Origin of the sequence: Variovorax brevis (assembly GCF_030317105.1) — a bacterium.
GTDB classification, from domain to species: Bacteria; Pseudomonadota; Gammaproteobacteria; order Burkholderiales; family Burkholderiaceae_C; genus Variovorax; species Variovorax brevis.
Genome location: NZ_JASZYG010000001.1, coordinates 507,351 through 531,864 on the forward strand (window position 1 = coordinate 507,351; position 24,514 = coordinate 531,864).

The 24,514-nt window shown below is 65.3% G+C and carries 22 protein-coding genes and 1 pseudogene; 5 read left to right on the forward strand and 18 right to left on the reverse strand.

Annotation, left to right across the window (positions count from 1 at the left end; genetic code table 11):
- Positions 1-80: 80 nt before the first annotated feature.
- The 5 genes and pseudogenes from QTI66_RS02085 to QTI66_RS02105 form a co-directional block, all read right to left on the reverse strand.
- Complete coding sequence (locus tag QTI66_RS02085) at positions 81-866, reverse strand: enoyl-CoA hydratase-related protein (protein ID WP_286557171.1); 786 nt, start codon at positions 864-866, stop codon at positions 81-83.
- The gene (locus tag QTI66_RS02090) at positions 863-2,257 is read right to left on the reverse strand and encodes a 3-hydroxyacyl-CoA dehydrogenase (protein ID WP_286557173.1); all 1,395 of its coding nucleotides are present in this window, start codon (positions 2,255-2,257) and stop codon (positions 863-865) included. Before QTI66_RS02090 ends, QTI66_RS02085 begins: the two co-directional genes overlap by 4 nt.
- Positions 2,226-2,324: pseudogene (locus tag QTI66_RS02095) on the reverse strand (3-hydroxyacyl-CoA dehydrogenase NAD-binding domain-containing protein); the annotation flags it as partial. The pseudogene QTI66_RS02095 and the gene QTI66_RS02090, both read right to left, overlap by 32 nt.
- A 67-nt stretch (positions 2,325-2,391) precedes the next feature.
- The gene (locus tag QTI66_RS02100) at positions 2,392-2,997 is read right to left on the reverse strand and encodes a glutathione S-transferase family protein (protein ID WP_286557174.1); all 606 of its coding nucleotides are present in this window, start codon (positions 2,995-2,997) and stop codon (positions 2,392-2,394) included.
- A gap of 11 nt (positions 2,998-3,008) precedes the next feature.
- Positions 3,009-4,238 (reverse strand): CaiB/BaiF CoA transferase family protein, encoded by a 1,230-nt coding sequence (locus QTI66_RS02105; protein ID WP_286557176.1) that lies wholly within the window; start codon positions 4,236-4,238, stop codon positions 3,009-3,011.
- Positions 4,239-4,441: 203 nt separating this feature from the next.
- Between QTI66_RS02105 and QTI66_RS02110 the strand changes: the two genes are divergently transcribed.
- On the forward strand, positions 4,442-5,410 hold the full coding sequence (locus tag QTI66_RS02110; RefSeq protein ID WP_286557177.1) for a Bug family tripartite tricarboxylate transporter substrate binding protein: 969 nt from the start codon (positions 4,442-4,444) through the stop codon (positions 5,408-5,410).
- Positions 5,411-5,493: 83 nt separating this feature from the next.
- On the opposite strand, the gene QTI66_RS02115 is transcribed toward QTI66_RS02110, so the two are convergent.
- The 3 genes from QTI66_RS02115 to QTI66_RS02125 all read right to left on the reverse strand — a co-directional run bounded on the left by QTI66_RS02115 (position 5,494) and on the right by QTI66_RS02125 (position 8,639).
- A complete protein-coding gene (locus QTI66_RS02115) occupies positions 5,494-6,720 on the reverse strand; it encodes an acyl-CoA dehydrogenase family protein (protein WP_286557180.1) in 1,227 nt (408 codons plus the stop codon).
- A 119-nt stretch (positions 6,721-6,839) separates the two neighbouring features.
- Positions 6,840-7,859 (reverse strand): Bug family tripartite tricarboxylate transporter substrate binding protein, encoded by a 1,020-nt coding sequence (locus QTI66_RS02120; RefSeq protein ID WP_286557182.1) that lies wholly within the window; start codon positions 7,857-7,859, stop codon positions 6,840-6,842.
- A 3-nt stretch (positions 7,860-7,862) separates the two neighbouring features.
- A complete protein-coding gene (locus tag QTI66_RS02125) occupies positions 7,863-8,639 on the reverse strand; it encodes an enoyl-CoA hydratase/isomerase family protein (protein ID WP_286557184.1) in 777 nt (258 codons plus the stop codon).
- 348 nt (positions 8,640-8,987) lie between these two features.
- Here QTI66_RS02125 and QTI66_RS02130 point away from each other — a divergent pair, with 348 nt between their 5' ends.
- From QTI66_RS02130 to QTI66_RS02140, 3 genes are all read left to right on the forward strand, one after another.
- Positions 8,988-13,028 (forward strand): Pls/PosA family non-ribosomal peptide synthetase, encoded by a 4,041-nt coding sequence (locus QTI66_RS02130; protein WP_286557187.1) that lies wholly within the window; start codon positions 8,988-8,990, stop codon positions 13,026-13,028.
- Positions 13,029-13,155: 127 nt separating this feature from the next.
- Complete coding sequence (locus QTI66_RS02135; protein ID WP_286557189.1) at positions 13,156-14,478, forward strand: MFS transporter; 1,323 nt, start codon at positions 13,156-13,158, stop codon at positions 14,476-14,478.
- Between the two features lie 289 nt (positions 14,479-14,767).
- The gene (locus tag QTI66_RS02140) at positions 14,768-15,853 is read left to right on the forward strand and encodes a lipocalin-like domain-containing protein (protein WP_286557191.1); all 1,086 of its coding nucleotides are present in this window, start codon (positions 14,768-14,770) and stop codon (positions 15,851-15,853) included.
- Positions 15,854-15,885: 32 nt separating this feature from the next.
- Here QTI66_RS02140 and QTI66_RS02145 read toward each other — a convergent pair whose 3' ends face one another.
- From QTI66_RS02145 to QTI66_RS02170, 6 genes are all read right to left on the reverse strand, one after another.
- Positions 15,886-16,503, reverse strand: a complete 618-nt coding sequence (locus QTI66_RS02145; protein ID WP_286557193.1) for a GNAT family N-acetyltransferase — start codon at positions 16,501-16,503, stop codon at positions 15,886-15,888.
- Positions 16,500-17,594 carry a PHA/PHB synthase family protein gene (locus tag QTI66_RS02150; protein ID WP_286557194.1) on the reverse strand — a complete coding sequence of 365 codons (1,095 nt, stop codon included), beginning with the start codon at positions 17,592-17,594 and terminating at the stop codon, positions 16,500-16,502. Before QTI66_RS02150 ends, QTI66_RS02145 begins: the two co-directional genes overlap by 4 nt.
- 2 nt (positions 17,595-17,596) lie before the next feature.
- Positions 17,597-18,079: a hypothetical protein gene (locus QTI66_RS02155; RefSeq protein ID WP_286557195.1), complete on the reverse strand. Its 483-nt coding sequence runs from the start codon at positions 18,077-18,079 to the stop codon at positions 17,597-17,599.
- A 118-nt stretch (positions 18,080-18,197) separates the two neighbouring features.
- Positions 18,198-18,869, reverse strand: coding sequence for an ankyrin repeat domain-containing protein (locus QTI66_RS02160; RefSeq protein ID WP_286557197.1), 672 nt, complete (start codon positions 18,867-18,869; stop codon positions 18,198-18,200).
- Entirely contained in the window at positions 18,866-19,672 is an 807-nt protein-coding gene (locus tag QTI66_RS02165; RefSeq protein ID WP_286557198.1) for a TatD family hydrolase, read from the reverse strand. The genes QTI66_RS02160 and QTI66_RS02165 overlap by 4 nt, the downstream gene beginning before the upstream one ends.
- Positions 19,662-20,522, reverse strand: a complete 861-nt coding sequence (locus tag QTI66_RS02170; protein WP_286557199.1) for a PaaX family transcriptional regulator — start codon at positions 20,520-20,522, stop codon at positions 19,662-19,664. Before QTI66_RS02170 ends, QTI66_RS02165 begins: the two co-directional genes overlap by 11 nt.
- Positions 20,523-20,617: 95 nt before the next feature.
- Here QTI66_RS02170 and QTI66_RS02175 point away from each other — a divergent pair, with 95 nt between their 5' ends.
- Positions 20,618-21,397, forward strand: a complete 780-nt coding sequence (locus QTI66_RS02175; RefSeq protein ID WP_286557200.1) for a crotonase/enoyl-CoA hydratase family protein — start codon at positions 20,618-20,620, stop codon at positions 21,395-21,397.
- A 77-nt stretch (positions 21,398-21,474) separates the two neighbouring features.
- Here QTI66_RS02175 and QTI66_RS02180 read toward each other — a convergent pair whose 3' ends face one another.
- The 4 genes from QTI66_RS02180 to mltG are packed head-to-tail and all read right to left on the reverse strand — an operon-like array spanning position 21,475 to position 24,468.
- On the reverse strand, positions 21,475-21,840 hold the full coding sequence (locus tag QTI66_RS02180) for a PilZ domain-containing protein (protein ID WP_286557202.1): 366 nt from the start codon (positions 21,838-21,840) through the stop codon (positions 21,475-21,477).
- Positions 21,837-22,832 (reverse strand): DNA polymerase III delta subunit-related protein, encoded by a 996-nt coding sequence (locus tag QTI66_RS02185; RefSeq protein ID WP_444814935.1) that lies wholly within the window; start codon positions 22,830-22,832, stop codon positions 21,837-21,839. The genes QTI66_RS02180 and QTI66_RS02185 overlap by 4 nt, the downstream gene beginning before the upstream one ends.
- A gap of 5 nt (positions 22,833-22,837) precedes the next feature.
- Positions 22,838-23,470 (reverse strand): dTMP kinase, encoded by a 633-nt coding sequence (gene tmk / locus QTI66_RS02190; protein WP_286557205.1) that lies wholly within the window; start codon positions 23,468-23,470, stop codon positions 22,838-22,840.
- Positions 23,467-24,468, reverse strand: coding sequence for an endolytic transglycosylase MltG (gene mltG / locus QTI66_RS02195; protein ID WP_286557206.1), 1,002 nt, complete (start codon positions 24,466-24,468; stop codon positions 23,467-23,469). The genes tmk and mltG overlap by 4 nt, the downstream gene beginning before the upstream one ends.
- Positions 24,469-24,514: the final 46 nt, after the last annotated feature.

The following is a 24,514-nucleotide window of genomic DNA, read 5'->3' on the forward strand; positions in this document are numbered from 1 at the left end:
AGTCACGGTGTGCAACAGGTGGGGCGCGGACCTTCGCCCCAAAGCGGCCCTCGATGCCTGTCGGGCGCGCAAGGCCCGATTCAACGCCCCTCGTAACGTGGTGCGCGCTTCTCCAGGAATGCCCGCATGCCTTCCTTCTGGTCATCGCTGTCGAACAGCCGCTCGAAGTAGCGGCGCTCGAGCGCCAATGCGCTGTCCATCGGCACGTCCGCGCCCAGGCGCACCGCATCACGAATCGACTGAACGGCGAGCGGCGGCATGCCGGCGATCTGCCCGGCCAACTCGATGGCCCGCGTCAGCGCCTGCCCCGTGGGCACCAGTTCGCTCACCACATTGGCCATGTAGGCGTCGCCAGCGGGAATCATGTCGCCCGTCAGGCTCCACAGCAGTGTCTTGTAGCGGCCGGCGGTGCGCAGCAAGCGCTGGGTGCCGCCAGCGCCGGGCATGATCCCGACACGGATTTCAGGCTGCCCGAACTTTGCATCCTCGGCCGCAATGATGATGTCGCAGGCCAGCGCCAATTCGCAGCCACCACCCAGCGCGTAGCCTTCCACGGCGGCAATCACCGGCTTCGGGAGTTGCCGAACGACGTGGAACACGCGGTCGGTGTCGAGCCGCACATGGTCGTTCGGCCGCATGGTCGACATCTCGGCGATGTCTGTGCCGGCGACGAAATAGCCTTCGGCGCCAGTCAGCACCACGGCGGCAATCGCATCGTCCCTTGCCAGAGCTTCCAGATGCTCGACCAGGTCGCGCTTGACTTGGAGATTCAGCGCATTGCGACGCTCCGGCCTGTCGATGGTCACGATGCCGACGCGGCCCCTTCGCTCGACGCGCACCACGGGATGAATGGTCTCGGCATTCATGATGCCGCCTGCACTTCGCGTTGCAGCCACACGGAGCCGCGGTAGCGGTCCTCGCCGTAGCTTGCGCCGAGATTGCGAACCGTGCGGAGCACCGTGGCCAACCCGATGTCTCGCCCCCATGCCATCGGGCCGACCGGGTAGTTGACGCCCTTGCGCATCGCGGCGTCCACGCTGTCGGCGGACGCGATGCCCTGGTACACGGCTTCGGCGCCTTCGTTGACCAGCATGGCCACCGTGCGCATCACCAGCATGCCGGGCACGTCTGCGAGTTGCGAGACGTGCTTGCCCAGGGCGCCGAACAGGCCCGCGGCCTTGCGCACATCGTCAGGGCTTGCCTGGGCCGCCGCTGCGATGGCAATCCGGCTGCAACTGGCGTAGTCGAGCGCGAGGTCGAACAGCACCACCGCCTCTCCCCGCGCGGCGGCGCGCTCGGTCGCAGTGCGGCCATCGGTCAACGCGAGCGCGAGTCCGTCGACGCGCAGAAGGCCGTCGCCTTCCGTCCGCTCGATGCGGAATTCATCGAGCTTCCCCAACAGGTCGGCCAAGGCTTGCGCCGGGCCGAGGTCGCCTTCAATGCGAATGACCGCAGGTGCCCGGTCCGTCGCGAGTTCGTCGACAACCACCGCGGCAGCACCCTCCCGGTAGTCGAAGAAGCCACGGCCTGACTTGCGGCCGAGCCAGCCCGCATCGACCAGATCCTTCTGCATCAGTGAGGGCTTGTAGCGCGGATCATCGAAGAAGGACTGGTACACCGAACGCGTGACTGCGAAGTTGACGTCATGGCCAATCAGGTCCATGAGTTCGCAAGGCCCCATCCGGAAGCCACCGGACTCGCGCATCACCGCATCGAGCGTCGCGGGGGAGGCCACCTGCTCCTGCAACAGGCGCAGTGCCTCGCCATAGAACGGACGCGCCACGCGGTTGTCGATGAAGCCCGGCGTCGAGCGGCAGTGCACCGGCGTCTTGCCCCAGGCCAGCGCCGTCGCGAAGATCGTCTGCGCCACCTCCGGCGCGGTGACGTGGCCGCTGACCACCTCGACCAACGGCAGCACGGTGGCCGGGTTGAAGAAATGCATGCCGACAACCCGCTCCGGCCGCTTCAAGCGGCCGGCCAGTGCGGTCACCGAGAGCGACGAAGTGTTGGTGGCGACGATGGCATCGGGCGGCAATCGGTCTTCCAGTGCCGAGAGCGCATTGACCTTGGCTTCGAGCTCTTCGTAGATGACCTCGATGACCAGGCCGACGTCCCGCATTGCGTCGTCGGGCAGGGTGGACCGCACGCGCTTCATGACGTCGTCGCGCGTCGCGCGTCGCGCTGTCGAGCTTGCCGCGCGCCACCCGCTTGTCCAGGCTTGCGCGGATCGTGCTGAGGCCGCGTTCGACTGCTGCATCGTTGGCGTCGCGCAGGTACACGGTGTGACCGGCGGTGGCCGCCACTTCCGCGATGCCGCTGCCCATGGTGCCGGTGCCGATCACGATGACGCTCTTGTCCAGCGGAAGCGCGCCGCTGATGCTTGTGGATTGATCAGCCATCGACAGGCTCCGTGGATTGAAAGGAGGGGCGGGCCTGCAGGCTTGCAAACCAGTCGGCAAGACGCGGTGCCAGCGTTCGCCAGCCAAGCGATGCGAAGCGGTAGTCGAGATACCCGAGCGCGCAGCCCAGCGTCACGTGGCCGATGGAGAAAGGCGCGCTGCCGATCAGGCCGGCCTCCGCATCGAGCAGCTTGAGCGTGGCCCGTGTCTTGAGCTCGAAAGCGTCCACCAATGCCTGCAATGGATGCTCGCGTTCGCGCTCGTTGCGCCACAGGATCAACACATCGAGCAAGCCGTCGCCCAGCGCATGCCAGCGCAAGGCTTGCCAGCGTGCCTCGCCCTGTAACGGAAAGAGCGCGCCACCAGCCCGATCGTTCAGGTACTCGCAGATCACGATCGAATCGAAGAGTGTCGAGCCGTCTTCGCGCACCAGCGTCGGGATCTTCGACAGCGGGTTGTCCACCATGATGGCGGCGTTGGGTTTGAGCATGGCCGCAACCGAACGCACGAGTTCGAGTTCAGGCAGCATGCCGAGTTCGTGCGCGCAGATCATCACCTTTCGCACATAGGGCGATTTGGGTGACCAGTGCAGTTTCATGCTTGCCGTCATCAGATCGCTCCCGCAGTGCGCAATGACTGGATGCAGGCCGGGCTGTAGCCCAGTTCCGCCAGGATGTCGTCGCTGTGCTGGCCGAGCAGTGGTGGCGCGCTCTGTGTTTGCAGCGGCGACTCGGCAAAGCGCATCGGGCTCGCCACCTGCGGCGCATCCACGCCGCACGGGTGCGGCACGTAGCGCAGCATCTCGCGGGCCTTGACCTGCGGCTCCTTGAACACATCCGCCACGGTGTTGATGGGGCCGCAAGGCACGCCAGCCTTGTCGAGCGCCGAAATCAACCGCTCGCGTTCCCATTCGGCGAACACGTCGCGCAGCATGCCCGACAGCTCGCCGATGTTGCGCACGCGTTGCGCGTTGGTGGCAAAGCGCTCGTCGGTGATCCAGTCCGGCCGGCCGAAGACTTCGCACAGCTTCGCAAACTGGCCGTCGTTGCCCACCACCAGGATCACATCACCGTCGGCGCATGCGTACACGTCCTGCGGCTGGATGTTGGGATGCGCGTTGCCATTGCGGCGCGGCACCTTGCCCGAGACCAGGTAGTTCATCGCCTGATTGGACAATGTAGCGACCTGCACGTCGAGCATCGCGATGTCGATGTTGTCGCCCACGCCCGTCTCGTTGCGCCGCGCCAGTGCGGCCAGCACCGAGACGGCGGTGTACATGCCGGTCATCAGGTCGACGATCGGGATGCCGACCTTCTGCGGCCCACCGCCTGGGCGGCCGTCCTTCTCGCCGGTGACGCTCATCAGGCCGCCCATGGCCTGGATCAGGAAGTCGTAGGCCGGCTGGTCGCGCCGCGGGCCGGTCTGGCCGAAGCCGGTGACCGAGCAATAGATGAGCCGCGGGTTGATTTCGCGCAATGAAGCCTCGTCGAGGCCGTAGCGCTTCAGCGTGCCGGCCTTGTAGTTCTCCAGCACGATGTCGGCCTTGGCCGCCAACTCCTTGACGATCCGCTGGCCTTCGGGCTTCTCGAGGCTCACCGTGATCGAGCGCTTGCCGCGATTGACGGCCAGGTAGTAGCCGGCTTCCTTCGTGTCCCTGCCTTCGGCATCCTTCAGGAACGGAGGGCCCCAGGTGCGGGTGTCGTCGCCGGCGCCGGGCCGCTCGACCTTGATGACGTCGGCGCCCAAGTCGGCGAGGATCTGGCTGGCCCAGGGGGCGGCGAGGATGCGGCTCAGGTCGAGCACCTTGACGTGCGAGAGGGGGCCTTGGGTGGTGGTCATGCAATGTCTCCTTTGGATGGAGACGATTCTGGAATTGCGATGCGCTCCGGACTACGCCCTGGGCGGCAACGCTGTGATGCGCCGCGGCGCATACCAGCGGCCTGCATGGTGGCAGGCTGCATATCAGCTATGCGCAAGAGATTGATGCGACAGGGCGGCCATGTTCCTAAAGTTCACTCATCACGAAACCGGAGACATTGACCATGAATAGACTCATCAAATCGACCGCCGCGCTGGCCCTTGCACTGGCCGCAACCTCAGGATGGGCGCAGGCTTATCCAACCAAGCCGATCCGCGTGGTCGTGCCGTTCCCCGCAGGCGGCCCTGTCGACCAGACAGCCCGTGCGCTCGGCTCAAAGCTCAACACGTCGCTGGGTCAACCCGTCATCATCGACAACAAGGGTGGGGCAGGTGGGTTGCTTGGCGCCGATGCTGTGGCCAAGTCACCGGGGGATGGCTACACGCTGCTCTTCTCGTCGGCCGGCGCACTGGCCATCGTGCCGCACATCGTGCCGTCGATGCCCTACAACCCGCAAAAGGATCTGGTCGCTGTGACCCAGGCGCTCAAGGTACCGGCAGTGCTGGTCGTGTCCGCCAACTCGAAGTACAAGACCTTTGCCGACCTGAAGGCCGCCGCTACGGGGGATGCCAGCAAGATCAACTACGCCTCGGCCGGCAGCGGCACCACGCCGCATCTGCAAGCCGAACTGCTCAAGCGTGAAGCGAAGCTCAACATCAACCACATCCCGTACCGGGGTGCGGCTCCTGCGCTGACCGACCTCATGGGCGGGCAGGTGGACATGATGATGGTCGACATCCCGGTGGTGCTGCCTTTCATCCAGTCGGGCAAGCTGCGCGCGCTGGCGGTGACCAACGCCAAGCGAATCGCGGTGCTCAAGGATGTGCCCACCGTCGGCGAGCTGGGCTTGCCCAAGGCCGAGGCCTACAACTGGTACGGCATGCTCGCCCCGGCCCGCACATCGCCCGAGATCATCAACAAGCTCTACACCTCCGTCGGCGCTGCGTTGCGCTCTCCCGAACTGAAACAGCAGTTCGACCAGCAAGGGGTGGAAGTCGTGGGCAGCAAGCCCGAGGAATTCGGCGCCTTTATCTCCGCAGAATCGGAGCGTTGGGGCAGCTTGGCGAAGGCCGTGGGCGCCAAGATGGAATGAAAAAAATGCGGCCGAAGTGGCCGCCTTTTACTTGAGCTTCGCTGGCTTCACCGACTCGTCATGAGCGCTGAAGCCTTTTTCTTTTATTCCGACAAAGGCCGCTTGGCCAGCTCGAGCTTTGCGATGGCATTGCGGTGCACTTCGTCCGGACCATCGACGATGCGCACGGTGCGCTGGTGCGCATAGGCCTCGGCCAGCCAGAAGTCCTGGCTGACACCGGCCGCGCCGTGCGCCTGGATGGCCCAGTCGACCACCTTGCACGACATGTTGGGCGCCACCACCTTGATCATCGCGATCTCGGCGCGTGCTTCTTTGTTGCCGACCGTGTCCATCTTGTACGCCGCGTTGAGCGTCAGCAAACGCGCCTGGTCGATCATGCAGCGCGACTCGGCAATGCGTTCATGCCAGACCGATTGCTCGGCCAGTGGCTTGCCGAAGGCGATGCGTTTGCGCAGGCGGTCGCACATCAGTTCGAGCGCGCGTTCGGCGGCGCCGATGGAGCGCATGCAGTGGTGGATGCGCCCCGGGCCAAGGCGGCCTTGCGCGATTTCGAAGCCCCGGCCTTCGCCGAGCAGGATGTTGCCCACCGGAACGCGCACGTTCTCGAGCAGCACTTCCATGTGGCCGTGCGGTGCATCGTCGTAGCCAAACACCGAGAGGTGGCGCAGCACGCTCACGCCGGGCGTGTCGCGCGGCACCAGCACCATCGACTGCTGCGCGTGGCGCGGCGCCTCGATGTCGGTCTTGCCCATGACGATGAAGATCTTGCAGCGCGGGCTGCCCGCGCCGGACGAGAACCACTTGCGGCCGTTGATGACGTACTCATCGCCGTCGCGCGAGATGGTGCACTGGATGTTGGTGGCGTCCGACGATGCCACCGCGGGCTCGGTCATCAGGAAGCCGGAGCGGATCTGGCCGGCCAACAGCGGCTCGAGCCATTCGTCCTTCTGCGCCTCGGTGCCGTAGCGCTCGATGGTCTCCATGTTGCCGGTGTCAGGCGCCGAGCAGTTGAACACTTCGCCCGACCATGACACGCGGCCCATGATCTCGCACAGCGGCGCGTAGTCGAGATTGGAAATGCCGGGCACGCCGCGATGTTCATGCGGCAGGAACATGTTCCACAGGCTGGCGTCGCGTGCCAGCGGCTTGAGTTCCTCGATCAGCGGCGACACCTGCCAGGCATTGCCCGAGCGGCGGAAGGCGTCCATCTCCGCGTGGTAGCGCGCCTCGTTGGGGTAGATGTGCTGGTCGAAGAACTGCCGCATGCGCTGCAGCAGGCCTTGGGTCTTGGGGGAGGGGTCGGCAAACATGGTGTGTCCTTGAGTCTTGAAGGCCGCGTCCGGTCCTGACGCCTGCTGTTCAAGATTAGAACGCTGCCGATCGAAAGAAGCCGTCTCGCGTGTGACGATGCGGCCGCGAAAACGAAAAATCAGTCGAGACGCACGCCGGAGCGCTTGACCACCTCCGACCACTTTGCGGTATCCGTGCGAATCAGCGCTGCGAATTCCGTCGGTGTGCTGAGCCGCACTTCGATGCCGGCATCAGCCATCTGTCGAACGATGTCGGGCGACGACATGGCCGCGCCGATCTCATCATGCAATTTCTGGACGATGGTGTCGGGCGTGCCGGCGGGCGCGAGCACGCCGAGCCAGAGGGACATCTCGTAGTTGCCCATGCCGGGTGTTTCGGCGATGGTGGGCACGTTCGGCATGGACGGCAGGCGTTTGCGACCCGTGACGCCGAGCGGACGCACCCTGCCGTTCTTGACGTACTCGACGAAGTTCGACGCGGTGTCAAACATCATCGAGGTGCGGCCGCCAAGGAAATCAGTCATCGCGGGCGCGCTGCCTTTGTAAGGAACATGCGTCAGGTCGACCTTGGCCAGGCTCTTGAAGAGTTCGCCTGAAAGGTGACTGGTGGTGCCATTGCCCGCCGATGCAAAGGCCAACTCGCCGGGCCGCTTGCGCGCAAACTCGATGAGTTCGGCCACCGACTTGACAGGCACGTCCGGATTGACCACCAGCAGGTTGGATGTGTTGTGCGTCAGCGTGATGGGCGCGAAGCTCTTGATCGGGTCATAGCGCAGGTTCTTGTACAAACCCGGGTTGATGGTGAGCGAACCCATCGTGGCGAACAGCAGTGTGTATCCGTCGGGAGCCGAGGTCGCCACCGCTTCGGCGCCAATGCCGCCGCCGGCACCGGCGCGGTTGTCAATGATCACGGCCTGGCCAAGTCGTTCTGCCAGCTTCTGGCCCATCGTGCGTGCCATCAGGTCGGTCGCGCCACCGGCGGGGAAGGGCACGACGAGGCGGATGGGCTTGTCCGGGTAGCCGGCAGCATGGGCGGGCACGCCCAGCGCCGAGAGGCCGAGCGATGCGCCGGCCAGCAGCATCGAGCGCCGGGTAGGGCGCAGCTTGCCGGGATGCATGGGTGAATCAGCAGCGGCCATGGTTCAGCGTCCGGTGAAGACCGGGGCGCGCTTTTCCGCGAACGCCCGTTGTGCTTCCCTGGCGTCGTCGGTCTTGCCGATCAGCGCCGTCATGTCCTGTTCGTAGCGATAGCCGTCGCGCAGGCTCATGTCCTCGATGACGTTGAGGGTGTGCTTGCCCATGCGGGTCGACACCGGGCTCTTGGACGCGATGGTGGCCGCGAGTTCCAGCGCCTTGGGCATCAGGTCCTCGGGCGTGGTGCACTCTTCGATGATGCCGAGGCGATAGAGTTCGGCACCCGGCACGCGCATGCCGGTCAGCATCATCCGGCGCAGGCGCGAGTGGCTGAACAGGCGCATTGCGTGACGGCAGCCGCCGAGCAGTCCCACGTCGACTTCGGGCAGGCCGAGCGATGCTTTTTCCGATGCGATCAGGATGTCGCTGGAGGCGGCCATCGCCACGCCAGAGCCGAGTGCGGCGCCGTTGATCGCGCAGATCACCGGTTTGGCGCACTCCCGGATCGCATGAAAACATTCTCGGGTTCGTCGTGAATGTGCGGGCAGGTCGCCTGGCCCTTTGATGACCGAGGCGCGACCCTTGAGGTCGGCGCCAGCACAAAATACTTTGCCCGCGCCGGTCAGCACGACGACGCGCACTTCGTCCATTTCGGAGATACGGTCCAGCGCCAGCGTGAGTTCGTCGTTGAGCGTGCGCGTGAGCGCGTTTACCGGCGGACTGTTGAGCGTGAGGGTGGCGACAAAGTCGTTCAGCTCGTAGTTGAGTTGGGTCAGGTCGTTCATGGTCTCCGTTCCGGCGCGAAGCGCGCTCGTCTTGTTCGGTCCTGCCAGTCTATTGACGCGGCCCGAATGACGAAGCCATCGCCAGCGCAGAGCTGCTATGCGGGTTTCCGCAAGTCGCTGCGCACTTGCGGCGCTAAGGGCCATGGAGCATCAGCGGTGCGCCCTTGATTTAACATAATATACATTGTATTTATTTCGTATGGATCAACGAGACCCGGCGATTCACACAAGTTCGCACTTTTGAGGCATCTCCCCCGCGGGGCCCGAACTACGACTCCGCAGACAGCGAAAATCAAGGGGATCGCAGCCGGCCGATTCCCAGCCGCGTACTGCCTGCAGATTCCCCCGATGTATCTCACCAACGACAGCCTTTCTCCCCACGCCAACCAATCCGACTCGCCACCCATCGTCCACGGCCCACGGCGGCCAGACCTGATCCGGACCGAAATCCTCGCTGACCTGTTCGAAGCCACCGCTGCACGAATCCCCAACCAGACGGCACTGATCTCTGGAGACCAGACGCTCAGCTACGGGCAACTGGACCAGTTGGCGGATCGTGCGGCGTCCAGACTCATCGCTGCAGGCGTTCGTCCCGGACACATCGTGGGCTTGTGGCTGCCGCGTGGCCTGGAACTCCTGACGATGCAACTGGCCATCGCGAAGACCGGCGCCGCATGGCTGCCGCTCGACGCCGACACGCCCGTGGAACGCATTGCCGTGTGCCTGGACGACGCGGATGCCGTTGGCATCGTCAGTTGCAACGCGTTTGCGCCGCGCTTGGCGGCCATCGGCCGACCGGTGTGGGCTGCGGAAACCCTGTTGGCAGAGTCCAGCGATGCAACTGCGCTGCACCGTCGCCAGGACGCGCTCCCCGAGCATCCGGCCTACGTGATCTACACCTCCGGTTCCACCGGAAAGCCCAAGGGCATTGCCATCACGCAAGGCAGCATCTGCCACTTCCTGCGCAGCGAAAACGAGCTTCTCGGCATCCGTCAGGACGACCGCGTCTATCAGGGCTTTTCGGTTGCCTTCGACATGTCGTTCGAGGAAATCTGGATCAGCTACCTGGTGGGTGCGACGCTCTGGATTGCCCCCAAAAGCATCGCGTCGGACGCCGAGGCACTGCCGCAGGCGCTGATCGAGCAGCGCGTGAGCGTGTTGCACGCCGTACCCACGCTGCTGGCCCTGTTCGATCGCGACGTGCCATCGCTGCGCCTGATCAATCTTGGCGGCGAAATGTGCCCGGCAACGCTGGTGGAGCGCTGGGCCACGGCGGACCGACAGGTCTTCAACAGCTACGGCCCGACCGAAGCCACGGTGTCGGCCAGCATGGCGCAACTGAAGGCGGGCGAGCCGGTGACCATCGGCCTGCCGCTGCCCAACTACGCGATGCTGGTGATCGCCCCCGAGATGACGGGCGCGCCCACCCTGCTGCCGTTGGGTGAAGTCGGCGAGTTGTGCATCACCGGCCCAGGCGTGGCGGCGGGCTACCTCGGCCGCCCCGAGCTGACGGCCGAGAAGTTCCTGCCCAATCCCTGGGCGACCGATGCGAGCGAGGCCCGGCTGTATCGCACCGGCGACCTGGCGCGCATCGATGCGGACGGGCGCGTGCACTGCCTCGGACGCACCGACGACCAGATCAAGATTCGCGGCTTTCGGGTCGAACTCGGTGAAATCGAAGCCGCGCTGGCGCAGCAGCCCAACATCGGCACCGTGGCCGTGGTGCTGCGCGAGGTGCAAGGTGTCGATCAGCTGATTGCCTTCCTCGTGGCGGAGACCGCTGGCAGCGTGTCGGCGGTTGCACTGCGCACGGCATTGGCCGAGCGCCTGCCGCCCTACATGGTGCCAAGCCGATTCGAGCTGTTGCCCGAAATGCCGCGCCTCACCTCGGGAAAGATCGATCGCAAGACGCTCAAGGCCCAGCCTTTGAGCGAGGCAATGGCATCCGCGGAAGGCTCGGACGTGGCGCAAACGCCCGCCGAGACCGCCCTGTTCGAGGCCCTGGCCAAGCTGTTCCCCGGCTTGGGCATCCGGCGCAACCTGGACTTCTTCGACGAGCTCGGCGGCCATTCGCTGCTGGCGGCCCGGCTGGCTTCGCTGCTGCGCACGGATCCGCGCTTTACGCAGATCACGGTGCGCGACATCTACAAGCACCGCACGGTCGGCGGCATTGCCGCCGCACTGCAAGCCAGCAGCGCAGCACCTGCTGCACGCGTGGCCGACTGGACGCCGCCTTCGGCCTGGCGCCGCTGGCGTTGCGGCATTGCGCAGGCCGCGGCCATTCCGGGATTGGTGGCGCTGCGCATGGGCCAGTGGCTCGCGCCGTTTTTCACCTACCACTTCTACACGGGCGGTCCGGGCGATTCGATTCCCTACGCCATCTGGATGTCGATGCTCGTCTTCCTGCTGAGCACGGTGCTGGAGTTCGCGGTGGCGATCGCCGGCAAGTGGCTTGTCGCAGGCCGCTTGAAGCCGGGGCGCTATCCGCTCTGGGGCATGACCTATTTCCGCTGGTGGCTGGCCGACCGGCTGTGCGACGCGGCGCCCACGTATTTCATCAACGGCTCCTCCTTGCAGGCCTGGTGGCTGCGGGCACTGGGCGCACGCATCGGCGAGGACGTGAACATCGGCTCGGCAAAGGTGCGCGCACCCGATCTGCTCAGCGTGGGCGACGGCGCCAGTGTCGGCAACGCGGTCAATCTCGAGAATGCGCGGGTGATGTGCGGCGAACTCCTGCTCGGCCCGATCGACATCGGCGCGCAGGCGCACATCGGCTCCTATGCCGTGCTGGAAGGCAACACGCGCGTGGAGGATTGGGGCCATCTGGATGGGCAGTCCGCGCTCAGCGACGGGCAGACCTTGCCGGCGCGACGCATCTGGAGCGGCTCGCCGGCACGCGACGTCGGCGCCTTCGATCCCGCCTCGCTGCGCCCTCGCCCGGCGGTCGGCAAACGCCGCTTGACGGGCGAAGCCCTGTTCTTCGTCGCAGGCGCGATGCTGGTGGCCGCCCTCTTCTTCCTGCCAGTGTTCCCGACCTTCATGCTGATCGACGTGCTGGACGACACGGAGCGCTTTCCGTGGCTCGACGTGGGTTCGGGAAGCCTGCAGTTGGTCAAGTACTTCGGGCTGGCGCTGCTGGCAAGCCCCGTGATGATCGTGCTGACGGCGCTCATCTCGGCGGGCATTCGCTGGAGCGTTCTGCCGCGCTTGAAGAGCGGAAGCTGGCCGGTGCACAGCAACGTCTACTGCGGCAAGTGGCTGGTCAACCAAATCCAGGAATCCAGCCTCCAGGTGCTGCACGGCGTGTATGCCACGCTCTATGCGCCCTTCTGGTACCGGCTGCTGGGCGCCAAGGTGGGCCGCAACGCGGAGATCTCGACGGCGCTCGGCGTGGTGCCGGACATGCTCACGCTCGGCGAAGGCGCTTTCATTGCCGACGCCGTGCTGCTCGGCGACGAGGAAATCGACGGCGGCTGGATGTCGATGCAGCCCACGGTCATCGGGCGCCGGACTTTCATCGGCAATGGCGCCTACATTCCCGATGGCACCACCTTGCCCGAGAACGTGCTGATCGGCGTGCTGGGCCGCGCACCCGATGCGGACGTGGTCCGCAGCGGCGACACGTGGTTGGGATCGCCCGCGCTGCGGCTGCCGGCGCGCGAAGTCCTCAGCGGCCACCCGGAGTCGCTCACCTTCCATCCGTCGCCGCTGCGGCGCCTCGGACGCGGCGTGGTCGAGGCCTTTCGCATCGTCGTGCCGCATGCCATCGTGATTGCCGCGGGCTACAGCATCGTGCTGGCGGTCATGCCGATGGCTGCCGCCGGCAACTGGGGCGCGGTGCTGCGCGACCTGACGATGGACGGCCTGATCTTCGGGCTCTCGACCTTCGTGTTCGTGGCCTTGTTCAAGTGGCTGTTCCTGCGCCGCTACAAGCCGCGCGCAGTGCCGATGTGGACACCCTTCGTCTGGCTCTCCGAGGCGGCCACCAACATCTACGAAGGCATCGCGGTGCCCAACTTCATGAACTACCTGCGCGGCACGCCGTGGCTGCCAATGGCCTTCAACCTGCTGGGCACGCGCATCGGCCGCGGCGTGTACCTGGACACCACCGACCTGACGGAGTTCGACTGCGTGCGCATCGGCGACTACAGCGAACTCAACGCGCAGTGCTGCCCGCAGACCCACCTGTTCGAAGACCGGGTGATGAAGATCCACCACGTCGACATCGGCTCGCGTGTGAACATCGGACCGCGCAGCACGGTGCTCTACGGCGCCGTCGTGCATGACGGCGCGCAACTCGGCCCGCTGACGCTGGTCATGAAGGGCGAAAGCATTCCGCCGGCATCGCGCTGGAGCGGAAATCCCGCGGTGCCGACGGCCGCGGGCTGAGCCCGCATTCGACTCCCCGTGGCGCGAGCGCCGAAGGTATATTTGATGGCGCAGCCCATGCCTGTCGTCAGGAATCTCCTGCACGTCGGCGGCTGCGGCCAAAAAGAAAACCAGGGAGACAAATCGAATGAACAAGACGACCAGCACGGCCGTTGGACAGGCCGTGGGCCACGCCCACCACGTTGCCGCAAGCGCCCCGGCCAAGCCGAAGCTGAGCACCACCAAGGTGATCACCGCCATCTCCATCGGCAATGCGCTCGAGTGGTTCGAGATCGTGATCTACGGCTTCCTCGCCGTCACGATTTCCAAGCTCTTCTTTCCCGCGGAGAACGAAACCGTGTCGCTGCTCATCACGCTCGGCACATTCGGCGTGACCTTCTTCATGCGGCCGGTGGGATCGATCGTGCTCGGCGCCTATGCCGACTCCGCCGGACGCAAGAACGCGCTCACCCTGTCGATGACGCTGATGCTGGCCGGCACGCTGATGATCGCGGTCGCGCCCACCTATGCGCAGATCGGCATCTGGGCGCCCATCATCATCATCATGGCGCGGCTGCTTCAGGGCTTTGCGGCGGGCGGTGAGTTTGGCAGCGCAACGGCGTTGCTGGCCGAGCAAGATCCCAACCGGCGCGGCTTTTTCGCAAGCTGGCAGTTTGCGAGCCAGGGCATCACCACCTTCCTGGGCGCTGCCTTCGGCATGGGGCTGAACACGCTGCTCACGCAGTTCCAGCTCTTGTCGTGGGGCTGGCGCATTCCCTTCTTCTTCGGGCTGCTGCTCGGGCCGGTGGGCCTTTACATCCGGCGCCACCTCGACGAAGGCGAGGAGTTCAGCAAGGACGCCGCCACAAAGGTCGCGCCGGTGCGCTCTGCCCTGCTCGACCAACGCGGCCGCACGCTGGCTTCGATGGGGCTCATCATCCTGGCCACGATCATTTCGTACACGGGGCTCTACATGCCGACCTTCGCGGTCAAGCAACTGGGCCTGCCGGCGTCGGTGTCGTTCATGGGCACGGTCTGGCTGGGCGTGCTGCAGTTCTCGTTGGTGCCCTTCTATGGCGCGCTGTCCGACCGCATCGGCCGCATCGCCATCATGCGCAACGCGGCCATTGCCATGGGCGTGATCATCGTTCCGCTCTTTTACTTGCTGGTGACCTTTCCGTCGGTGCTCACGCTCATGCTGGTGTTGACGGCCATTGGTCTCGTGGCGACCGCCTACTGGGGGCCGATTCCGGCAACGATGTCCGAGCTGTTCCCGTCGAAGACGCGCGGCACGGGCCTGTCGGTGAGCTACAGCCTTGGCGTCGCGATCTTCGGTGGCTTCGCGCTCTTCATCAGCGCGTGGCTGGTGACGACGACCGGCAGCAAGATCTCGCCGGCCTTCTACATGGTGTTCGGCGTCGCCGTGAGTCTCTTCGCGTTGCGGGCGGCGCGGCGCTACGGGATCAAGTAGACGCGGCTTGGTCGCGGGATGGTGACTCTTTGTTTCATGTTCATTCGCACGAAGGGCCGTCCCGCCTGTATGTCTTTCGCATACGCCAAGCGACGTATGCAGCTGGCTAAATCGGGGTGACCGTGAAAAAGTAGTGCAAAGTACTCTTTCGGCGCACACTGGCGGCATGTAGTCTTCTTCCTACGGATAACCGTAGGTAACACTAATGTCAAAGAATGAACAAATGAGGGGGCGATATTTGCGCCCGAAAGCGAGCCGATGGCGAAGAAACGGGCCTGTCAAGTTTTTCGTGAAGGCCCTGTTCCTTGTGATTGCGCTCGTTGGCGCCGGAGCCTTGTACGTGTGGACTTCCGAGCCGCTGCCACCCAACGCGGCAGAGGACCACGCCACGCCGCAGACCGCGCAGTCCAGGGAACGCACCGCCGCCCTCCCCCCGCTGAATCTTCCTGCGGATGACGCACCGCATGGCTCGGCCATGGAATGGTGGTACTACAGCGGCATCCTTGACGGCAACACGGGCGGGCGCTATTCCTTTCATGCGGCCGTCTTCGTGGCCAACGGGCTGATCAAGCACACGGTCATGCACGCGGCCCTCACAGACCTGCAGACTGGCAAGCGCTACATCAGCCAGTCGCGCACCGGGGGTGTTCCGGCGCAGCAGGTACGCCAGGGATTCGACTTCAAGCAGGAAGGGTGGCAGGTGGCCGCCAACGCCAGCTCGCATGAGTTGCGCACCCGCTTCGATGGCGCCGCACTGGCGCTCACCCTGGGCAATGCAGGCCAGGTGGTGGCGCATCGCGCCGCCGGATCCGAAACGCCCGGGCTTCTCGATTTCGGCGCCAGCGGCATCAGCTACTACTACTCGCGCCCGCGCCTGGCCGCAAAGGGCGAGATCACGGTGGCCGGCAAGCCGGTCGCGGTGAGCGGCAATGTGTGGTTCGACCACCAATGGGGCGAATTCGACGTCCTGAACCTCGGCTGGAACTGGTTTGCCCTGCATCTGGCCAACGGCTCGGACGTGATGCTCTATGAGCTCTTCGACGGCGAAGGCAAGAAGGTCATGACGGCCGGCACGATCTCTACTGCGGAAGGCTCTGCGCCGCTGTCCCCGTCTGAGGTTGAACTGAAGCCGCTCAGCACGTGGACCAGCGCCAGTACAAAGATCAACTACAGCGTCGAGTGGAACATCAAGCTGCCGACCGGCACGCTGAACGTCAAGCCCTACTTCGCCGAGAGCGAATTCGACGCCAGCAATTCGAGCTCGAACATCTACTGGGAAGGGCCAGTCAAGGTCACGGGCAGCACCACTGGCGAAGGGTTCTTGGAACTGAGTGGCTACGACCGCTTGACCGCTGCGAAAGCCAAGGGCAAGTGACTGGGCGAGCGCGTCCGCTGGCTGCCGCGCCTTCAGCTCTTGCCGATTTCGTCCGCCCCTAAGGCTGACAGGCGCGCGCCCACCGCCTCGACGTCGTGACTGAGCAGCACGACGTCGTGCTTGCGGCCACTGCGGTCGCGCACCTGCTCCGCGAGCAGCGCCTCCGCACGAAAACCCAGGCTTTCAAAAATGGCGATGGCGCTGCGCTGGTCGGTGGTCATCCGCGCCACCAGTTTTTCCAGCCCCAGTTCCAGGGCCTGCGCAAAACAGGCCTGGATCAGGAGCCGGCCCAAGCCCAGTCCCCGGACCGGCCGTGCCACCAAAATGCGTATCTCGCCCACATGGGATGACCACGACAGCTCGTTGCAGTACAGCGTCGAGCAACCCACCAGACCGCCGGCGACGCGCGCCATCAGGCTCGGCAGGCGACCCAATTCGACCGACTCCCGGATCCACGCCCGGATGACCCGCGGCTGGCTGATGTCGCGGTCGATGAACAGCAGGTCATGCTCGGGAAGCCCTTGCGCAAAGGCGAGCAGTTCGGCTTCGTCGCCGGCGCGCAGGAGGTCGAGTTCGATGGGCTTGCCCTCGCACAAAACGGTGCGCGGATAGCTGATTGTTGAATCGGGTGCTGCTGCAGTTTGGTTCATACGGATCGCACTCCCAGCCACTGATCGACTTTGGGCCACATGCGCTTGACCGCGTTCGGTCCCGCGACCAGGCTCACATGGCCGCCCTTGAGGATCACTTCTTCCTTGTCGGTGGAGCCCACCTTGTCCATCAACGGATGCGCGGCCGCATAGGGCACGATGTGGTCGTGCTCGGCCACGATGGACAGCAAGGGCACGGTGATCTTTCCGAGGTCGACCGGGTGGCCGCCGACGGTGAGCGTGCCTTCGTACAGCGCGTTGTCCCACATCAGGCGCTTGATGGTCTCCTTGAAATACGCGCCGGCCAGCGGCAGCGTCTCGGCGCCCCAGCGGTCCATCATGCGGTATTGGCGGACGTATTCGTCGTTCCAGATGTTGTCCCACAGGCGCAGCGTGCTCACCACGCGGCCCGTCGGCCGAAGGGCGTCAAAAGCGCTGACGATGACGCGCGCCGGCACGATGCCCAGCGCATCGGCCGCCTTGTCGACGTCGAAATGGCGCTTGTCCGACCAGGCCTGGAACATCTCCAGCTTCCTGAAATCGACCGGTGTCGTCAGGCACACGAGGTTGCGCAGCGGCCCCTCGGGGTGCAGCGCCGCGTAGATCGTCGAGAGCACGCCGCCCATGCAGTAGCCGATGATGTTCACGTCCTCCACGCCGGCGTTTTGCTGCACGCGGCGAACGCACTCGGGGATGAAGCCGAGCGTGTAGTCCTTGAGTTCCAGATTCTTTTCGTCGGGGCGCGGCGCATCCCAGTCCATCACGTAGACGTCGTAGCCGGCTTTCAGCAGGAATTCGATCAGGCTTTGTCCGGGCGCCAGGTCGAAGATGTAGGCCTTGTTGGTCGTCGCCATGACGAGCAGCAAGGGAATGCGATAGACCTCCTCGACCATCGGCCGGTAGTGGTACAGGCTCAGCGTCCCGCGGCTCAACATGACGTCCTTGGGCGTCGACCCGACCGTGGCGATCGGCGCCCTCAGGTATTCCATGCCCTTGACGCTGCGCTGGACGGCGCGCCCGATTTCTTCCTGGATCCGTGCGACCCACGACTCGTCGGGCACCTGCGTTTCGGTGGGCGTTGCGGTGGCCACGATCAGGCGCCCTTCCCTGTGCGGCGCCTGGGGGCGGGCGCCGCCTTGCGGGGCGCGGACGCTTTGCGGGGCGCGGCCGGAGCGCCGGTGGCAGTGACGGCAGGGGCGACGGCCGTCGCAGCCGCTTGCGGGGGCTTGCGCGTGCGCGCAGGCATGGGTTTGGGCGTGATGCCCGCAGGCTCGGCGGCGCGCTTTTCACGCGTCAGCAACTCCAGCGCTTCCTCGATGCGTTGCAGGCGCACGCCGATGTCGATCAGGTCGTTGCGGGTGGGAAGGTTGAGTTCCTTCATGAGCGCGGCATTGCCCTTGACCACCGCCTCCTGCATGCGCACGGCAGAGCCCGACAGCAGGTGCACGGCGCGAGCGAATTCAGGGGAACCCATCTCCCTGCCCGCGATGTCATTGACGCGCGTCTCCCACTGGCTCAACGCTTCACGCCAGAGCTGCAGGGGGTCGAAGGCGGCGGGTCCGTTGTTGGCGGCCATCACGTAAGTCTCCTCGCGCGACAGCATGGGCCGGCGGCCCGGGATCGTCAACTCCTGGATGCGCTGAACGAAGCGCGCCGGGCGTCCGGAAGCGGGGTCTGCCGTCCGGGTTGGCGGGCTACCACTTGCCGTCGGCAGGGCGTTTTGCAGGCGCCGGCGCCGCTGACTTCGCCAGCAAGGCCATGGCGTCCGGCCGCTTGCCGCGTGCCGCGAAATCGGCGGCCGTCATGCCCTGCTCGTTCTTCATTTTCTGGTCGGCGCCTTCGTCGATCAGGTACTTGACGGCTTCAGCAGAGCCATACATGGCGGCCATCATCAGCGGCGTCGTGCCGTTGGGCGACTGCGCGTCGATGAAGGCGTATTTCTCGATCAGGATCTTCATGATCGGCACGTTGCCACTGGTGGCGGCGTAATGCAGCGGCGTCCAGCCTGTCTTGTTGACATCGGCGTCGCGTGCGAGGAGCTTCACGACCAAGTCCTGCTGGCCCTTGAGCGCGGCCATCATCAGCGGCGTTTCATCCTTGGAATTGCGACCGTCGATGTTGACCTTGGGCGAATCGACAAGCACCTGGATGACCCGCGGCGCTGGCTCGCGCATGGCAAGGAGCAGCGCAGTTTGTCCGCTCTCATCCTTGACGTTGGGGTCAAACCCCTGCGCGATCATGTCTTTCACGCCGCCGGGGTTGTCGCTGCGCACGGCCCTGAAGAAGTCGACATTTGCATCTGCAACGGCTGAAGTAAATCCAGCAAAAACAACCGCGTACAGAAAATATTTGAAGTAATTTCTCATGTATTGACGCCAGTGAATAGTGCCTCGAAATTGGCACTGGTGGCCTGCGCCACCTCTTCGATGGAGATCTTGCGCACTTCGGCGATCTGCTTCGCGACGAAGGGAACGTAAGACGGATTGTTGGTCTTGCCGCGGTACGGCACCGGGGCCAGATAGGGGCTGTCGGTTTCGATCAGCATGCGGTCCATCGGCACGAAAGCCGCCACGTCCCGCAGGTCCTGCGCCTTCTTGAAGGTCAGGATGCCGGAGAAGGAAATGTAGAAGCCCAGGTCGAGCGCCGCCCTCGCGACTTCTGCCGTCTCAGTGAAGCAGTGAAACACACCGCCCGCAGCCCGGCCCGACCCGGTCTCGCCCTCTTCCTTCAGGATCGCGATGGTGTCCGCCGAGGCGCTGCGCGTGTGGATGATGAGTGGTTTGCGCGTGGCCTGCGCAGCCTGGATATGCACCCGGAACCGCTCGCGCTGCCATTCCATGTCGGCCACGGTGCGGCCGCCCTTGCGCTCTTCCATCTGGTAGTAGTCGAGCCCGGTTTCGCCGATGGCCACGACTTTCGGACGCCAGGAACGCTCGATCAAACTCTCGACAGTCGGCTCCTCGATGTCTTCGTTGTCCGGATGGACGCCTACGGAGGCCCAAAAGTTGTCAAATTCAGCCGCGAGACCCTGCACGGCGTCAAATTCTTCCAGCGTGGTGCAGATGCAAAGCGCCCGGTCGACCTTGGCGGCCGCCATCGCGGCGCGGATCTGCGGCATCTCGGAAAGCAGCTCGGGGAAGCTCAGGTGGCAATGGGAGTCAGTGAACATCCCTCATTTTCGCCCACTGGCCCGAATCGGGGGTCGCGGACGCTGGGGGCGGACCAAACCACTGTCGCCAGATGCGAAGCGCGTCGGCCTGGTAGCGCCGCATCGCATCGACCAGGGCCAGGCGCTCGCGCGGTGCCATCAGTTCGGGTGGCAACATGGGATCGCGCAAGAGATGGCCAATCACGGCACGCCCCAGCAGCAGGGATTCGCGAGCGGCGGCGTCGGTATTGAGCGTGCGCAGTCGCTTGCCGCTGCGCTCCAGGGCTGAAACCAGGCGCCGGTACTCGGTGTTGAGCTTCTGGACGTCCCACAGGGCGCAAGCCTGCGCCTGCCGCGCTGCGTCGAGGTCGGTGATGCGCAGCACCAACGATCGCACCGACAGACCCAGCGCCGCCAACTGCTCGCGTTCGGCTTCGACACCACCCTGCAGGTTGTTGGGCCGAATGTGCAACTGCGGCTGGAAGGTTGCGAAGCCGCGCAGCGCCAAGGCGAGGCAATGGTGGCGCCATGTGGTCTTGTCGGCGCGATCGACCGTCCCGTCGTGCACCGCGAGCCAGTCGCCGCGCCAGTCGACGATGCCGGTGTGCTTGTGCTGCCAGTCATCGACCGTGCGCGACAGGGCCGTTCCGGTGTTGTCGATGGCGTAGGAACCACGCCCTGCCCGCCGTACCTTGCCGGTCTTGACCAGCCGTGTCAGGCCCACACGCACCGAGACCTCGCCAATGCCCACGAGTGCGGCGGCGCGGCACAGGCCCTCGACGGGGAGCGCGCTGCCGCTGACCATCAGCAGGTCCAGGATGAGATCGGGCGCCGTCGGAATCTCGACGGGAATATTACTTATCTTGTCCATCGTTGAGTAACAATGAAATATTACCTAAGATTCGGAGATTGATCCAACTGTGTAACTTTTGAGCATCCGATCCGTCCGGGCGCAAGGAGCACGCCATGTCGCAGGTGAGCTTTGAAGTCGCAGACGCCGTCTGCACCATCACCCTGAACCGCCCGGAAAAACGCAACGCGGTTGACGGCCCCACCGCGCGCACATTGCGCGAGGCCTTCGAACGCTTCGAGGCGGATGCCGGCCTGCGCGTGGCGATCCTGACGGGCGCCGGCGGCAATTTCTGCGCGGGTGCCGACCTCTCGACCGTCGGCAATCCGGAACTGCGCAACGACCTCGATCCGCAAGGCGGCGTCGACGCCCCGATGGGGCCGACGCGCATGGCGCTGTCCAAGCCGCTGATTGCGGCCATCAGCGGCTACGCGGTGGCGGGCGGGCTGGAACTCGCCCTGCTTGCGGACCTGCGCGTGGCAGAGCCGCAAGTCGTGCTCGGCGTCTTTTGCCGGCGCTGGGGCGTGCCGCTGATCGACGGCGGCACGGTTCGCTTGCCGCGCATCGTCGGCATGGGGCGTGCGCTGGACTTGATCCTGACCGGTCGGCCGGTCAGCGCAACGGAAGCGCTGTCGATGGGTTTGATCAACCGCATTTCAGCGCCCGGCAACGCGCTGGCTGAAGCGCGGGCGCTGGCGCGCGATATCGCCGCCTTCCCGCAGCAATGCATGTTGACGGACCGCCAGTCCGCGTATGCGCAATGGGACCTGCCCTTGGCCGATGCGCTGCGCCAAGAAGGCGTGCATGGCGTACCCATCGTTGCGGCCGAGGGCAAGGCCGGCGCCGATCGCTTCGCCAAGGGCGCCGGGCGCCACGGAAATTTTTCGAACGACTGAAGCGCCAAACGTCAGCGGTGATGGCGTGCGCGGCGATCGGCTTGCCGAGCGAAAGACGGCTGCTGCCGCCCGGATTCCTAGATCGTCTGCGTCGGCCGGTCGGAGGCCATGGTGCCGCCGAGCGCTTCCTCGATCTTGGCCTTGAGCTGGCGCGACTTCTCATCCGAGGGAAAGCGCACGCCGACGCCCGGCGCACGGTTGCCGGCCGCGCGGGCGGGCGTGATCCACGCCACCTTGCCGGCGACCGGATAGCGCTGCGGATCGTCCGGCAGGGTCAAAAGGACGTACACATCGTCGCCCAGCCGGTATTCGCGCGCGGTCGGAATGAAGATCCCTCCCTCGGCGAACAAAGGAATGTAGGCCGCATAAAGCGCGCCCTTTTCCTTGATGGCGAGCTGAATGACGCTGGGGCGCGGGGTGTTGGGGGGTGCGGATGTGCTCATGGGCGGCGTTTGGCGGAGTCTAGGATGGTTCGCGCTTCGCTTACAAGTGTTTCCAACATGAGTCCGGCATTGAACGGGTGTTCTGCGGTTTTTGCCGCATTGGCGAGTGATTTGGACCACATCGCCAGCGCCTTGACCGGCGGCGCGGCTGGCAGGTCAGCCACTTCGAAGAACCTTGGCGCCGCTCCGGTACCGACGGCCATCAAATCGTGGCAGAGCTTTTGCAGCACATCGATGGCCTGAGCGGGCGCCTGGTCGGAGATGGCACCGACGTCCCCGCGCTGCATGGCTTTCGGAAATTGCGACCACGCCTTGGCCGATTGGCCGGAGCGCGCCAGACGCAGCGCGTCGCTCGGCCGGCCGCCCGCCGCACGCAGCAAGGCCGTTGCCTCGGCCGCCGCAACTCCCTGCTCCACCAGCCAGGTGCGCGCATCAGCTTCCTGCGGCCACGGCATCGTGAAACCCAGGCAGCGACTGCGGATGGTCGGCAGCAGTTGCCACGACGCCTCGCTCGCCAGCACGAAGCGCACGTCGCCGACGGGCTCTTCCAGCGTCTTGAGCAGCGTGTTGGCGGTGATGTTGTTCATGCGCTCGGCCGGGTATACGAGCACCACCTTGCCGCGCCCGCGCGCGCTGGTGCGCTGGGCGAAGCCGACGGCGTCGCGCATCGCTTCGACGCGGATCTCCTTGCTGGGCTTGCGCTTCTTGTCGTCCAGGTCGGCTTGCGACTTTTCGTCCAGCGGCCAGCCGAGTTCGAGCATCGCGACCTCGGGCATCAGCACGCACAGGTCGGCGTGCGTGCGCACCTCGATGGCGTGGCAGCTGGGGCAATGGCCGCAGGCGCCGGTCGCGGTCGGCGTTTCGCACAACCAGGCAGCAGCAAGCGCAAGCGCGAGCTCGTACTGCCCAAGGCCCGACGGACCTTGCAGCAGCCACGCATGTCCGCGCTGCCTCAGCAACTCCGCCAGCGGCGCGGCGAGCCATCGGGTCATCGTCGTCATTCCAGCAAGCCTCGCTGCTGCAATGCGTCCGCGACCTGTTGCCAGACTTCCTCGCGCGAACGGTTGGCGTCGATGCGCACAAAGCGCGACGCGGCGGCGGCGCGAGCCGCGTAGCCAGCGGCCACGCGGGTGAAGAACTCGACGGATTGCGATTCGAACTTGTCCGGCGTACGGGCATCGGCCAACCGCGCGGCAGCGATCTCCGGCGGAAGGTCGAACCAAAGCGTGATGTCGGGCTGCAGGAGTGAATCCGAATCCGGCTTCGACTGCGCCCATTGCTCCAGGCTTGCCAACACCTTGGCATCGAAGCCGCGCCCTGCCCCCTGGTACGCAAAGGTCGCATCAGTGAAGCGATCGCAAATCACGACATCACCCCGCGCCAGCGCCGGCTCGATCACGCGCACGATGTGGTCGCGCCGCGCCGCGAACACGAGCAGCGATTCGGTCAGCGGGTCCATCGACTGTTCGAGGATCATCCCGCGCAGGGTCTCCGCCAATGGCGTGCCACCCGGCTCGCGCGTGCGTGTGACCGCACGGCCTTTGGAACGAAACAGAGCCTCCAGGGCATCAAGGTGACTCGATTTGCCGGCACCATCGATGCCTTCGAGCGTCAGGAACAAGGCGCTCACTGGTTGGTGCCCTTTTGGTAGCGGTTGACCGCCCGGTTGTGCTCGTCGAGCGAACTGCTGAAATGACTGGTGCCGTCGCCACGGGAGACGAAGTAAAGCGACCTGCTCGCCGCCGGCTGAACGGCCGCAGTAAGCGACGCCTTGCCCGGCATCGCGATCGGCGTGGGCGGCAGGCCGCCGCGGGTGTAGGTGTTCCAAGGTGTGTCGGCCTGAAGGTCTTTTTTCTTCAGGTTGCCGCTGAAGCCGGGGCCCAAGCCGTAGATCACCGTCGGATCGGTTTGCAGTGGCATGCCGATGCGCAGGCGGTTGACGAACACCGCCGCGATTTCGGGGCGATCGCTGGCCTTGCCTGTCTCTTTTTCGACAATGCTGGCCAGGATGAGCGCCTCATCGGCCGTATGGAGCGGCAGGTTCGGCGCGCGAGCCGCCCAGGCGGCGTCGAGCTTCTTGTCCATCGCCCGCATGGCGCGCTGCAGCAGGGCGAAGTCGGTCGAGCCCTTGGAGTAGGTGTAGGTGTCGGGAAAGAAACGCCCCTCGGCCGCCACGCCGGGTCGGCCCAGTCGCGTCATCAGGTCTTCGTCGCTCACGCCGATCGTCTCGGGCTTGAGTTGGTCTGCCTTGGCGAGCGCGGCGCGCATCTGGCGGAAGGTCCAGCCCTCGACCAGCACGAGGCTGCGCGTGGCCTCTTCGCCGCGCACGAGGATGTTGAGCAGCGTCTTGGGCGTGACGCCCGCTTCAAGCTCGTAGCTGCCGGCGCGCATTTGCCTGTCCCTTCCGGAGATGCGGAACCACCAGTACAGAAGCCGGGGTTGCACCGCGACGCCCGCATCGGCCACGGCCCGCGCAATGCCGCGCGGCGTGGTGCCCGGCTCGATCGACAGGTCGACCGACGGCGCTGGCAGCTTCAGCGGCTGGTGCACCCACCACAGGCCCCATGCGCCGACGCCAAGGCCCGCAAAGGCAGCCAGAAAGAAGATGGTGAGAAAGAAGCGACGCACGGAGCGAAAGTGGCGGGCAGCAGTGAATGGAGACGCTGTATGCGCG

Excerpts from the sequence above, each read along its gene's own strand:
- QTI66_RS02160 (WP_286557197.1), bottom strand. The coding sequence starts at position 18,869 with ATGAGAAATTACTTCAAATATTTTCTGTACGCGGTTGTTTTTGCTGGA.
- QTI66_RS02185 (WP_444814935.1), bottom strand. The coding sequence starts at position 22,832 with ATGACCCGATGGCTCGCCGCGCCGCTGGCGGAGTTGCTGAGGCAGCGC.
- QTI66_RS02110 (WP_286557177.1), top strand. The coding sequence starts at position 4,442 with ATGAATAGACTCATCAAATCGACCGCCGCGCTGGCCCTTGCACTGGCC.
- QTI66_RS02115 (WP_286557180.1), bottom strand. The coding sequence starts at position 6,720 with ATGTTTGCCGACCCCTCCCCCAAGACCCAAGGCCTGCTGCAGCGCATG.
- QTI66_RS02125 (WP_286557184.1), bottom strand. The coding sequence starts at position 8,639 with ATGAACGACCTGACCCAACTCAACTACGAGCTGAACGACTTTGTCGCC.
- QTI66_RS02145 (WP_286557193.1), bottom strand. The coding sequence starts at position 16,503 with ATGAACCAAACTGCAGCAGCACCCGATTCAACAATCAGCTATCCGCGC.
- QTI66_RS02120 (WP_286557182.1), bottom strand. The coding sequence starts at position 7,859 with ATGGCCGCTGCTGATTCACCCATGCATCCCGGCAAGCTGCGCCCTACC.
- QTI66_RS02105 (WP_286557176.1), bottom strand. The coding sequence starts at position 4,238 with ATGACCACCACCCAAGGCCCCCTCTCGCACGTCAAGGTGCTCGACCTG.
- QTI66_RS02155 (WP_286557195.1), bottom strand. The coding sequence starts at position 18,079 with ATGGCCGCCAACAACGGACCCGCCGCCTTCGACCCCCTGCAGCTCTGG.
- QTI66_RS02090 (WP_286557173.1), bottom strand. The coding sequence starts at position 2,257 with ATGCAGCAGTCGAACGCGGCCTCAGCACGATCCGCGCAAGCCTGGACA.
- QTI66_RS02100 (WP_286557174.1), bottom strand. The coding sequence starts at position 2,997 with ATGAAACTGCACTGGTCACCCAAATCGCCCTATGTGCGAAAGGTGATG.
- QTI66_RS02175 (WP_286557200.1), top strand. The coding sequence starts at position 20,618 with ATGTCGCAGGTGAGCTTTGAAGTCGCAGACGCCGTCTGCACCATCACC.
- QTI66_RS02130 (WP_286557187.1), top strand. The coding sequence starts at position 8,988 with ATGTATCTCACCAACGACAGCCTTTCTCCCCACGCCAACCAATCCGAC.
- QTI66_RS02165 (WP_286557198.1), bottom strand. The coding sequence starts at position 19,672 with ATGTTCACTGACTCCCATTGCCACCTGAGCTTCCCCGAGCTGCTTTCC.
- QTI66_RS02135 (WP_286557189.1), top strand. The coding sequence starts at position 13,156 with ATGAACAAGACGACCAGCACGGCCGTTGGACAGGCCGTGGGCCACGCC.
- QTI66_RS02170 (WP_286557199.1), bottom strand. The coding sequence starts at position 20,522 with ATGGACAAGATAAGTAATATTCCCGTCGAGATTCCGACGGCGCCCGAT.
- QTI66_RS02180 (WP_286557202.1), bottom strand. The coding sequence starts at position 21,840 with ATGAGCACATCCGCACCCCCCAACACCCCGCGCCCCAGCGTCATTCAG.
- QTI66_RS02085 (WP_286557171.1), bottom strand. The coding sequence starts at position 866 with ATGAATGCCGAGACCATTCATCCCGTGGTGCGCGTCGAGCGAAGGGGC.